This is a genomic window from Streptomyces sp. NPDC090798 (genome assembly GCF_044768965.1).
In the GTDB taxonomy this organism is placed as follows: domain Bacteria; phylum Actinomycetota; class Actinomycetes; order Streptomycetales; family Streptomycetaceae; genus Streptomyces.
The window spans coordinates 523,892-536,040 of sequence record NZ_JBIVXA010000003.1 but is presented as its reverse complement, the minus strand read 5'-3'; the positions used below and the strand labels follow the sequence as shown (position 1 = coordinate 536,040).

The following is a 12,149-nucleotide window of genomic DNA, read 5'->3' as shown; positions in this document are numbered from 1 at the left end:
ACGGCCGTCACACGACCGACCTAAGAGCAAAGCAAGGAGGTCAACTCCCCATGAACGTAGATGAGTTCGACTATGTCGTGGTCGGCGGCGGCACCGCGGGCAACGTGGTCGCGGCCCGGCTCTCCGAGGATCCGTCCGTCACCGTGTGCGTCCTCGAAGCGGGCCCCAGCGACGTCGGCGACGACGACGTCCTGAAGCTGGAACGCTGGATGGGCCTGCTGGAGTCCGGATACGACTGGGACTACCCGGTCGAACCGCAGGCCAGCGGCAACAGTTTCATGCGGCATGCCCGCGCCAAGGTGCTCGGCGGCTGTTCCTCGCACAACTCCTGCATCGCCTTCTGGGCACCCGCGGAGGACCTGGACGACTGGGCCGCCGCGGGCTGTACGGGGTGGAGCGCGGCCGAACTCTTCCCGCTCTACCAGCGGCTGGAGTCGAACGACGCCCCCGGCGACCACCACGGCCGCACCGGCCCGGTCAAACTGCGCTCGCTGAAGGGCGCGGACCCCTGTGGCTCCGCCCTGCTGGAGGCATGTGCGCAGGCGGGCATTCCGACCACCGCGTTCAACACCGGCAAGACCGTGGTCCGTGGCGCCAACTGGTTCCAGATCAACTCCGACGAGAACAACATCCGGCAGTCCTCGTCGGTCGCGTATCTGCATCCGGTCATGGGCAAGCGGCCCAACCTGGAAGTGCGCACCGGGGTCCGGGCCAAGAAGCTCGTGCTCGACGGCCGCCGCTGTGTGGGCGCCGAGTACCTGGACCCGGACCTGATCCACACCCGGACGGTGCGCGCACGCCGCGAGGTGATCGTGTCCTGCGGGTCCATCGACACCCCCAAGTTGCTGATGCTGTCGGGCATCGGACCCGCCGCGCATCTGCGCGAAGTGGGGGTCGAGGTGGTGGTGGACTCGGCGGGGGTCGGCAAGAACCTCCAGGACCACCCCGAGGGCGTCATCATGTGGGAGGCCAAGCAGCCCATGACCACCACGTCCAGCCAGTGGTGGGAGGCGGGCATCTTCTACGACACCGAACCGGACCTGGACCGGCCCGACCTGATGTACCACTACGGTTCGGTGCCGTTCGACATGAACACGGCTCGGCACGGGTTCCCGACGTCCGAGAACGCGTTCTGCCTCACGCCGAACGTCACGCGCGCGAAGTCACGCGGCACGGTGCGACTGCGCACCCGGGACTACCGGGACAAGCCGATGGTCGATCCGCGTTACTTCACGCACGAGCACGACGTGCGCGTGATGACGTACGGGCTGAAGCTGGCACGGAAGATCGCGTCGCAGCCCGCGCTGAGCGGCTGGGCGGGCGCGGAGCTGGCTCCCGGCCCGGACGTCCGGACGGACGACGAGTTGCTCGACTACATCCACAAGACCCACAACACCGTCTACCACCCGTCCTGCACCGTGAAGATGGGCGCGGACAACGACTCCTCGGCCCCGCTCGACGCGCGGCTGCGGGTCAAGGGGGTCGAGGCGCTGCGGGTCGCGGACGGTTCGGTGATGCCGGATCTCATCTCCGTCAACCCCTGCATCACGACCATGCTGATCGGCGAGAAGTGCGCGGATCTTTTGAAGGAGGACCGCTAGGCCCCTTGAGGTGAGGGCCTCTTGAACATCCGCGTCGCCGTGATCTCGGTGTGCACGGCTTCCCCGGCGGGAGCCTCACGCGGCAGTCCCGGCCGGAGGTGTTCCTCGACGCTGATGTACTTCAGGCCGGCGCGCAGGTCGGCGTCGTTGCGCAGGCGGATCACGAGGGGGAACTCGGCGAGCGCGGTCGTGTCGAACAGGCCGGTGGTGTAGAGGAGTTGGACGCCGAGCGCGTCCGAGACGGCCCTCTGAAGTTCCAGGAGGTAGGTCGCGTTGGCACGCCCGATGGGGTTGTCGAGGAAGAGCGTGCCGGCGTGCCGGTGCTTGTCGCGGCCCCGGTCGTTGCTGCGCAGCGCGGCCATCGTGCAGTACAGCGCGATGGCCGCGGTCAGCAGCTGACCGCCGGAGAAGACGTCACCCATCTGTCCGACGGGGACGCGCTCGGCGCGCAGTACGGCGTCCGGCTTGAGGATCTCGACGGCGACGCCCTTCGGTTCGAGGGCGGCGCTGACTCCGCGCAGCAGCAGTGACATACCGTCGCGCCGCATGTCGGAGTTCTTCTTGACCGCCGCTCGGGTGGCCTCGTCGACGACCTCGCCGAGCCGCTCGGCGAGCGTGGCCTGATCGGGCTCCTCGAAGCGGATGCGCAGGAACTCCTGCCCGGACCACTCGCCGAGTCCCTCCGGCAGCCGGGACAGCCGCTGCGCGGACCGCAGGGTGGCGAGCGACGACTCCACCAGCCCCCGCAGCCGGTCCACGATCGAGTCCCGGTTGCGCTCCAGCTGCGCCAACTCGTCGGTCAGCACCCGCAGCCGGGGCGCGAAGGCGTCCGCCCACTTCTGGGCGTGTTCGGGCAGCGCGGTCGCGGGCAGCTCACGGATCTGCTGCCGGGCCGGGGTGCGCACCTGCTCGTACCGGTTGGAGTTGGCATGCCGTACGAGGATGTCGCTCGCCTCGCGCACGGCGCCCTCGGCCGCGGAGAGGTCGGCGGCGCAGCCGCGCAGCGAGCGGCGGGTCTCGGCGGCGGAGTGCCGGGCCTCTTCGAGGGTGCCGGGGTAGGGCTCGGGCTCCTCCTGCTCGTCGTCGGAGTGCTCCCGCAGCAGGTCCCTGAGCAGGGCGGCCGTCTCGTCGAAGCCACCGGCCGCGTCCTCGGCGGCGCGGTGCGCCTCGAGCAGCTCGGCGTGCGCCTCGCGCGCCTGGCCGAGCGCCTCGGCGCGGGAGGCGAGTTCACCGGTGGCCGTGCGCAGCAGCGACTGCGCGTGCTCGGCGTCGCGCGGAACGAGCTCCTGCGACAGCTCGGTGTGGGCCTCGCCGTCCTCGGGCGCGTGCCGCTCGGCCTCGCCGCGCAGCCGCCCGAGCTGCTCGCTCGCGGTGGACATACGGGTCTCCAGGAGCTGCACGAGCTCCTCGGCGCGGGCGGCCGCGGCCTGCCGGGACGGCCCGTCGGAACCGTCCGGCGTCTGAAGGAGCTGCGCGGCGCGTGTGCGGACCTTGTTGCTGAGCCGGTCCAGCTCTGCCAGGGCCGCGGTTTCGTCGCTCTCGGCGCGGGACTGCTCGGCGCGCAGATCGGCGCCGACGCCGACCTTCTCGTACAGCTGTGACGCGGCCCGGTAGGCCTCGCGCAGAGCGGGCAGCGAGGACTTCGCCGTCTCCGACGCGTCCTGCGGTACGTCGTCGGGGGCACCGGCGATCTCGGCGCGCTCGGCGCGCAGTGCGCGGGCCGTGCGGCGGGCGTCGTCGGCGGCGCGCTGGGTGGCGCGGCGGTCCTCGTCGGCGGCTCGGGCGCGCTCCAGGCAGACCTGGGCGCGGGCCTCCGACTCGGTGGCCTCGTCGGCGAGTTCGCGCACCTTGACCTGCCAGCCGGCGCGTTCGCGCAGGCGGAAGGCGAGTCCGGCGAGCGCGTCGGCCGCGCGCCGCGCGCGCTGGGCGGCGTCCTGTCGCTCGTCGCGCTCGAGGGCCGCCTCGGCCGCCGCCTCGTCGGCCTCGGCCCGTACGGTGCGCGCCTCGGCGAGCTCGGCCTCGGCCTCCTCGGCGAACGCGTGCGTGTCCCGGGCGGCCGCGGCCAGTTCGACGAGCCGCCCGGCGGGGCAACCGGTGCGCCAGGAGGCGAGTCGCGCCGCGAGCTCCCGGTCCTTGCCGAGCCGGGCCGCGAGGGTGCGGATCTCCTCGTCCCGCTCGCTCGTTCGGGTGCGCAGCGCCTGCCGTTCCTCGTCGGCGGCGTGCTCGTCGTGCATGGCCGGGTTCGGCGGTACGAGGAAGACGCCGCCGTCGCCCGCGTCGGCGGCCGGGGTCGGGGCGAGCAGCGCGGCGGCGGTGCCGACGGCGACGGCGGAGCGCGGCAGCAGCGCCGCCTCGCTGAGCGCCTCACGGGCCCGCGCGTGGGTGTCCGGGTCGGTGATGATCACGCCGTCGACGAGCTCGGGCCTGGCGGCCAGCACGCGCGCGTGGTCGACGGGGTCGACGGCCTGCGCGAGATAGCGCCAGCCGGGCAGGGCGGGGATGCCGTGCTCACCGAGGTATTCGACCGTGGCCAGCACGTCAGGGCCGGGCGGCAGGAGTCCGCCGTCGCCGAGGGCGCCGAGGATCCGGGCGTCGTCGGCCGCGGCGGTACGCAGCTCGAAGAGCTGGCGCTCGGCGGAGGCGACTCCGTCGTCGAGCAGCTCGCGCAGTTCGTCGGCGTACTGGTCCAACTCCTCGGGCGTGAGGGCGCCTTCGGTCTCCGACCAGACGTCTGCCGAGGTGCCGCGGGCGCCTCGGCCGGGGTCGCCGCCCTTGCCGTGGCCGGCGGAGGCAGCGGCGTCCCCGGCCGCCCGGGGCACCGGTACCCCGCCGTGCCGTGTTCCGGCGGCACCCGGCAGGCTGAGCAGCTCCGCGAGCCGCTCCTCCCCCGCCAGCGCCTCGGCCGTACGGCGCTCGCCGTCGTACGCGCGCTCGGCCGCCGTCGCCGCGTCCGCCGCGCGGGCGGCCGTCAGCTCGGCGCGGGACTCGGCGGACGCTGCCTCGCGGGCGTGCTCCGAGGCCCGTCGCGAGGCCTCCCGCGCGGTGTCCCACGTCGCGACGGCCGTCTTCTCGGCGTCGCTGGCGGCGAGGGCGGCGCGGGCGGGGTCGGCGTCGGGGGCGCTGTCGTCGAGCCAGCCGGCGCGGACCGCCTCGGCGGTCTCCTGCTCGACCTCGCTCAGGCGCTGGCGCAGATGTCCGACCTCGCTGCGGGCCCGCTGCGCGGCGGTGGCCGCGGCGGTCGAGTCGGCGTACGCGGTCTCGCCGACCTCCTGGAGTCCGGCGGAGCGCTCCTCCTCCTCGTTGGCGAGCGCCTCGGCGCCTTCGGCGGCGCGGTGCAGCGCGCGGACGAGGTCGACGGCGGCCTTGGCGCGGGCGGCGAGCGCGGGCGCGGCGTCCCGCTCGGCCTCGAGGATCGCGGCGGCCACACGCGCGGAGCGGTCGGCGGCGGCGCGGTGCCGCAGTACGAGCTCGGCCGCCTGCCAGGAGGAGTGCAGGGTGCGCGCGTCGGCCAGTTCGCGCTTCTGGGCGGCCGCCGACTTCTCGGCCCCGGCGAGCGCCAACGAGGCGTGCCGGTAGGCGAGTTCGGCGGCGATGAGGGAGCTGCGCTCGCGGGCGCCCTCGGCATGGGTGACGGCGTACGCGGCGGCGGTCACGCGCTGTGCGAGCTCACCGGCGCGGACGCGCTCCCGCACGGCTCGCGCGGACAGTCGCCGGGCCAGGGTACGGGTCCGCCGCTCGGCGCCCGCGTGGATGTCACGCGCGCGTGCCCGTGCCTCGGCGGCCTCGACGATCCGGCCGAGCAGATCCACGGACCCGGCCGTGAAGTCCCGCTCGGCGATCAGCTCGGCGCGCCGCCCCAGCTTGTTGCCGAAGCCGCCGACCAGGTCGGCGAGCCCGTCGGTGTCCCGGGTGTCGGTGACCGCGCGCAGCAGCAGGTCGGTGAAGTCGGAGTCCTTCTTGACCGCGAAAAGACCGGCGGCCTCACCCTCGTCGGCGTTCATCTCCCGCTGGTAGCGGAAGAGTTCGGGGTCGAGGCCGAGGTCCGTCAGATGCTCGTTCCAGCGGTCGTGGATCTCCTCCCAGTGCACTTCGAGGTGCGGATACGCCTTCCCGGCCTCGGTGAGGGCGTCGCGGAAGCCCTTCATGGTGCGCCGCCGTCCCTGTGCGCCGGACGCGCCCTCGACGGGCGGCCGGACGGCGGTCGCCTCGGCGACGGGCAGGTTGTCCAGGCTCAGGCCGGGACCGGGCCGGAAGGAGTACCAGGCTTCGGCGAACTTCCGCGGGTCGTTGGAGACCTGCCGTCCCCGCCACTCGCTGGCCTTGCCGACCACGACGCACTCGCCGGTCAGCGTGTGCTGCCACTCCAGCGCGACATGACCGCAGTCGTCGGCGAGCAGGAACTTGCGCAGCACACCGGAGCTGGCGCCGCCCAAGGTGTTGCGGTGGCCCGGCAGCATCACCGAGAAGATCAGCTTGAGCAGCACCGACTTGCCGCCGCCGTTCTCCAGGAAGAGCACGCCCGCGGGCGCGGGCCGGCGCGGCGGCCCGACGGGCTCCTCCTCGAAGAACTCCGCCTGGGTGGGGGCGGGGTCGGGCACGGGCTCGCCGACACCCCTCAGGTCAAGGACGGTGTCGGCATAACGCGCGCCAGCAGGCCCGATGGAGTAGAGGCGGACCCGGGACAGCTCGTACATGGCGGCGGACTCTCGTCGTAAGTCTTCGGATACGTAGGTGAGATACGTAGGTGGGTTCAGGAGTGGAACGGCAGGCCTGCGTCGGCCACCAGCTCCAGGTCGTCGGTGTGCTCGGCGGGCAGCAGCGTCGGGGTGCCGTCGGTCACCGGGACGACGCCCAGCTCGAGGAGTTCGGCCATCGCGGCGCTGCCCGCCATGTCCCGCACCTGGAGCTGGTAGCGGGCCGTCGTCCGGTACGTCCCCCCGGAGTCGTCGCCGGTTCGCTGGAGGAATCCGGAGTCGGTGAGGAAGGCGACGGCCTTGCCGATGATGCCGGTCGTCGAACCGGAGAGTCTTCGCGCGTCCTTGGTGGCGCCGGTGGAGCTGCGCCGTGCCCAGATCCGCCAGGCCGCCTCCAGTCCGGGCGCCTCGGTCGCCGGATCGGTGTTCTCGCCCTGCTCCTCGGCCCGCTCCTCCAGACGGCGGCAGGCCTGTCGTACGAACGCGTCGACGCCGTTGACCGAGACACGCCCGATGTATCCGTCGTCCGCGAGGTCCTCAGGGCGTGGGAAGGCCATCGCGGCGACGGCGAGGTGGGCGAGGCCGTGCAGGAAGCGGTCCGCGGAGTCGGCCGAGGTACGACGGGCGTAGTCGCCCATCCGGACGGCGAACACCGAGTCCTCGGCGGCCGTCACCGCCATCCCCGCGCGCGGGGACACCTCCAGTACGACCAGTCCGAGCCCGGCGGCCACGGCGTCGGCGAGCCGGGCGAACGGCGGGTCCTCGCGGTACCGCCGCAACAGCTCCGCGTACTCCTGGTCCCGCGCCGGCTGCAGTTTGGGCTGGAGCCCGAAGGCGACGAGCCGCGCCGCGTCGGCGGCGTCGGCGGGTGTGACGGGAGCGTTCGCCGGCGCGGCGTCGGCATCCGGCTCACTCCACTCGACGTGCTGCTCGGTCACGGCTGGGGCTCCATGGTCTGAGATACGAGGGTGGGGACAAGCGCCCCGGCAGGGGCGCGGGGCTGTGACATCTGCGGCTCCGCCGCGTGGGTGGGACAAGCCACGAACGACCCGCAGGCGACGGACGACGCGCGGTTCCCTGGCAGCACGACGTTCACGACCGATCCGCCGCCATCCCCGCCGCGTCGAGCAGTGCCATGCCCACGATCAGATCGGCCCCGCCGAACTCGGGATCGTCCAGCTCCACCCCGTCATCGACGGCGAACAACAGCTTCTCCTCACCCTGCCGATACGCGGTACCGACCGGTGGACTGGCCGCGTGAACGGCCAACAGGGCGACGAGGTAGGGCAGTTCGGGATCCCGGCGGCGCGCTTCGGCAAGCAGGCCGGACAGCCTTCGCGGTGCGTCCGCCGGCAGATCCAGCAGCTCCATCGCGGAAGCGAGCTGCTCCTCGCTGAACCGACTGTCGTCCGGCGTGGCGATCAGGTCCGGCTCGGGCATCTCCGCACCGAGGTGCTCCCGCTCCAGGGGCGGTGTCAGCAGGAGCTCGACAAGATCCCCCACCCGTACGGCCACCGGCGTACGCAGCCCGGTCCCGCGCGCGAAGAACGCGTCCGTCACGCGCCGCGCCTGTGCGACGGGCAGCGGCAGCACGGGCGCGACGAGGTGGCCGTAGAGGTCGATCCCCGAGGTCGTCATGGGTGTGGCGAAGGCCTGCCGGTCCTGCTCGGCGCGGAACAGGGGCCCGGCCTCCAGGAGCCGGGACTGCAGCTGCGTGTGCCGGCGGATGCAGTCCTTGACGATGTCGACGAGCTCGGCGGCGCGGCGCTTCTGCTCGGGGTCCTCGGACTCGTCGCGGGCCTTGCGGATGTTGGTGAGGATCGCGTTCTCGTGGCGGTAGCGGTCGGCGACGTGGTCGAGCGCCTCGGCGATCATGTCGGGCACGGCCTGGAGCCAGTCGACGGCCCGCACATTGCGCCGGGTCGCGTCGAGTGCCCTGCGGAGCGTCTCCGAGTACTGCACGGTCCGGTACCGGGCCTGCTCGGCGGCGAGCTGGGCGTCGGCGAGGCGGCCACGGCTGATCAGCACCTCGAGCTTGACCTCGGCGGCGATCTGCGCGCTGGTGACGTCGGTGTCGAGGGCGCCGACGAGGACGTTGACCGCCTCGTCCGTCGTACGGAGGTAGACGGTCCCCCCGTACCCGGGCACCTCCTCGATCAGCTTGAAGTCGTAGTCGCGGCGCACATAGGAGCCGTCGGGGGCGAAGGTGCCGTATACGGCTCGGAAGCCGCGGTCGACGCTGCCGACGTTGATCAGGTTCTCCAGGACCCACCTGGCCACGCGCTCGTGCTCGGCGACGGGGCGCTGCGGGGCCTGCGCGGCGATGCGCGGGATGAGCCGGGCCACTATCTGGTCGTGGTCGGCGCCCGTGTCGAAGTCCATGTTCAGTGTGACGAGGTCGATGGCGGCGAGCGCCACCTCGGCCATCCCGTACACCGTGTACTCGCCCGCGAGATTCGCCTTGCGCACATCGAGGTCGTGCAGCGGCGCGGTGCACGCGAGCGCGCGCAGCCGCCGCGCCAGGCCCTCGTCGGCGGCCGGGCCCGGTGCGGGGCGCGGCCCCGCGCTGAGCTGGGGCGGAACGCTGTCCGTCGATGCAGGCGAAGTCACGGTGCACAGACTAGGTCCTCGGTCTGACAACGGTCGAAACGACGCAGAAGCGACCGCCGTCACACCGGCCCCACGCAGCACGTCACGCCGACTCCATGGCGCACGTCACACCGGCCCCACGTCACACCGGCCCCACACAACGCCTCGCGGTCGTCGCCTCGCGAGTGCGACGGAGCGAGCCGCCGCCGCGGCCGTCCCCGAGAACCACGACCCGGCTCAGCCGATCCCCTGCGCCCCGTCGGCGACCCGCCGCGCGTAGGCCTCCACGACTCCTGTGAGGGAGTCGTCGAGATAGAGCGCGAGCAGCTGCTCGGCCCCGTCGCGGTCGCCCGCCCGGAGCGTCTCGAGGATCTCATGGTTGCGTGCGAGGTACGGCTCGTGGAGCCGCCGCGGATCGGCCACCACGTGGAAGGCGAGGCGCAGTTCGGCGAAGACGCTGCGCATCAGTTCGTCGGTGCGGTCGCTCCCGGCGAGCGCCACCAGCTCACGGTGGAAGTGGATGTTGGCCGTACTGACGCCTTTCCAGTCACCTTCGCGCGCCGCCCGCTGCCCCTCGGCGACGGCCAGGGCGAGGTCGTCCACGGCGTACGGCGGCTTGCCGAGGCCCCGGACCACGGCGCACTCGACGAGGGTGCGGGTGCGGTAGATGTCCTCGACGTCCTCGATGGTCAGCACCCGTACGAAGACCCCGCGGTTGAGCTCGTGCACCAGGAGTCGTTCGTGCGTGAGCAGCCGGAACGCCTCGCGCAGTGTGTTGCGGGAGACGCCGAGCGCCCCGCCGATGCTGTCCTCGGACAGTCGTGTCCCGGGCGGGAAGTACCCGTCGGCGATACGGCTCCTGAGGATGTCCGAGACCCGCTCGGCGGTGCTGGTGCGGCCCAGCAGGGCGCGATCGTCGGCCAGTCCCGTCAGCTCTGCCATGCCCGGAATTCAATCGCAGAAATAAGAACGAAACAACACGGGTATTGAGGGATCGTTCAACGATCCTCTACCTTGCTACACACGGCGCCACCCGCTCACCCGAGCGCCGACGGCTTCCGCACGGCACGGCTCAGTCCTCAAGCACCCTCCGTCCTCCTCCTGCGAGGTGCCCATGAGCACGACCCCTCCACCACAGGCCCTGACCACCGGCGCACATCCCGGAACGGATGAACTCACCCCGGACGATGGCGCGTTGGGCTGGCTGCGCGCCCTCGGTCCGCAGGGCCGCAGGGCCTTCGCCGGCGCGTTCGGCGGCTATGCCCTGGACTCGTACGACTACTTCACGCTCCCGCTGAGCATGGTCGCGCTGGCGGCGTACTTCGGCCTGGACAGCGGCCAGACCGGTCTGTTCACCACCGTCACACTGGTCGTCTCGGCGGTCGGCGGCGCGATCGCGGGTGTGGTCGCGGACCGGATCGGACGCGTCAAGGCACTGATGATCACCGTGATCACGTACGCGGTCTTCACAGTGGCCTGCGGTTTCGCGCCCAACTACGAGACGCTGCTGGTCTTCCGTGCCCTTCAGGGCCTCGGTTTCGGCGGTGAGTGGGCGGTCGGCGCGATCCTGGTCGCCGAGTACTCGAGCGCCCGGCACCGGGGGCGCACGCTCGGCGCGATCCAGAGCTCCTGGGCCGTCGGCTGGGGACTGGCGGTGATCGTCTACACGTTGGTCTTCCAGTTCCTCGGCGACGACCTCGCCTGGCGCGTGATGTTCTGGACCGGCGCGCTGCCCGCACTGCTCGTCGTGTGGGTGCGACGCCGGGTGCAGGACGCCCCGGAGGCGGCCGCCGTGCGCGAGAGGAGCGCCGAGAAGGGCTCGTTCGTCGCAATCTTCAAGCCCGCCTCCGCCGACGGCCCTGGTCTGCTGCGCACCACCTTCTTCGCGGTCCTGCTCTCCACCGGCGTCCAGGGCGGCTACTACACGCTGGCCACCTGGGTGCCCACGTACCTGAAGACGGAGCGCGGCCTGTCCGTCGTCGGCACCGGCAGCTACCTCACGTTCCTGATCTCCGGGGCCTTCATCGGCTACCTCACCGGCGGCTACCTCACCGACAAACTGGGCCGCAAACGGAACATCCTGCTCTTCGCGATCCTCTCCGCGGCCTGCATCCTCACCTACGCCAACATCCCGAGCGGCGCCAACACGCTTCTCCTTGTGCTCGGTTTCCCGCTCGGCTTCTGCATGTCGGCGATCTTCAGCGGGTTCGGCTCCTTCCTCAGCGAGCTGTACCCGTCGGCGGTGCGCGGCACGGGGCAGGGCTTCACGTACAACACCGGGCGTGCCGTGGGCGCCGCCTTCCCCACCACCGTCGGCTTCCTGGCCGACAGCTGGGGTGTGGGCGGCGCCCTGGTCTTCGGCGCGATCGGCTACGCCCTCGCCGCCCTGGCACTGATCGGACTGCCCGAGACGCGTGGGAAGGAACTCCTGTGAACCACACCGTCCAGGAACGCCCTTCGAGCCCGCGCCACATCGACGGCCACGCACACGCGTGGGCTCCCAAGGAGGCCCGCGCCCAGTTCCGTTCGGGCGTGTCCGGCCCCACCGCCGGAGTCGCCGCCGGCCACACCCAGGCGAACCTGATCTCGGTGCCCGCCGACTGGGCCTACGACATGCTGCTGTTCTGCACGCGCAACCCGAAGTCCTGCCCGGTCCTCGACGTCACGGACGCCGGCTCCTGGACCACCCCGCTCGCCCAGGACGCGGATCTGCGCACCGACCTGCCGCGCTACCGGGTGTGGGAGCACGGCGAGTTGGTCGACGAGCCCACGGACGTGATCGACCGCTGGCGCGACGACCTGGTGTCGTTCCTCATCGGATGCAGCTTCACCTTCGAGTGGGCGCTGACCGAGGCGGGCGTCCCGATGCGCCACATCGAGCAGGGCCGCAATGTCTCCATGTACGTGACGGAGCGCGAGTGCCGCCCCGCCGGGCGGCTGCACGGACCGATGGTGGTGTCGATGCGCCCGGTCCCTCCCGGCCATGTGGCCGCGGCGATCAGGGAGAGCGGTCTGCTGCCCGCCGTGCACGGCAGCCCGGTGCACTGCGGCGAGCCGTCGGTCCTGGGCATCGAGGATCTCTCGCGCCCCGACTTCGGTGATCCGGTCGACGCCGCCCCGGGCGACATCCCGGTGTTCTGGGCCTGCGGAGTGACGCCCCAGGCAGCCGTGACGGCGTCCCGCCCACCCTTCGCGATCACCCACGCACCGGGCCAGATGTTCCTCACCGACGCCCGCGACGAGCAGTACCGCGTGGCCTGAGAAC

Annotated in this window: 7 protein-coding genes; 3 read left to right on the top strand and 4 right to left on the bottom strand. The window is 72.2% G+C overall.

The window, feature by feature from the left end:
• Positions 1–50: 50 nt before the first annotated feature.
• Positions 51–1,601 carry a GMC family oxidoreductase gene (locus tag ACIQTP_RS09975; protein WP_403398059.1) on the top strand — a complete coding sequence of 517 codons (1,551 nt, stop codon included), beginning with the start codon at positions 51–53 and terminating at the stop codon, positions 1,599–1,601.
• Here ACIQTP_RS09975 and ACIQTP_RS09970 read toward each other — a convergent pair.
• From ACIQTP_RS09970 to ACIQTP_RS09955, 4 genes are all read right to left on the bottom strand, one after another.
• A complete protein-coding gene (locus ACIQTP_RS09970; protein ID WP_403398057.1) occupies positions 1,598–6,295 on the bottom strand; it encodes a hypothetical protein in 4,698 nt (1,565 codons plus the stop codon). The two genes, ACIQTP_RS09975 and ACIQTP_RS09970, sit on opposite strands and share 4 nt — an antisense overlap.
• Positions 6,296–6,351: 56 nt before the next feature.
• On the bottom strand, positions 6,352–7,233 hold the full coding sequence (locus tag ACIQTP_RS09965; protein WP_403398055.1) for a hypothetical protein: 882 nt from the start codon (positions 7,231–7,233) through the stop codon (positions 6,352–6,354).
• Positions 7,234–7,387: 154 nt separating this feature from the next.
• Positions 7,388–8,905 (bottom strand): hypothetical protein, encoded by a 1,518-nt coding sequence (locus ACIQTP_RS09960; RefSeq protein WP_060902416.1) that lies wholly within the window; start codon positions 8,903–8,905, stop codon positions 7,388–7,390.
• A gap of 216 nt (positions 8,906–9,121) precedes the next feature.
• A complete protein-coding gene (locus ACIQTP_RS09955) occupies positions 9,122–9,826 on the bottom strand; it encodes a GntR family transcriptional regulator (RefSeq protein ID WP_403398053.1) in 705 nt (234 codons plus the stop codon).
• 172 nt (positions 9,827–9,998) lie between these two features.
• Here ACIQTP_RS09955 and ACIQTP_RS09950 point away from each other — a divergent pair, with 172 nt between their 5' ends.
• A complete protein-coding gene (locus tag ACIQTP_RS09950; RefSeq protein WP_403398051.1) occupies positions 9,999–11,318 on the top strand; it encodes an MFS transporter in 1,320 nt (439 codons plus the stop codon).
• Positions 11,315–12,145 carry a putative hydro-lyase gene (locus tag ACIQTP_RS09945; protein ID WP_403398048.1) on the top strand — a complete coding sequence of 277 codons (831 nt, stop codon included), beginning with the start codon at positions 11,315–11,317 and terminating at the stop codon, positions 12,143–12,145. The genes ACIQTP_RS09950 and ACIQTP_RS09945 overlap by 4 nt, the downstream gene beginning before the upstream one ends.
• The last annotated feature ends 4 nt before the right edge of the window (positions 12,146–12,149 follow it).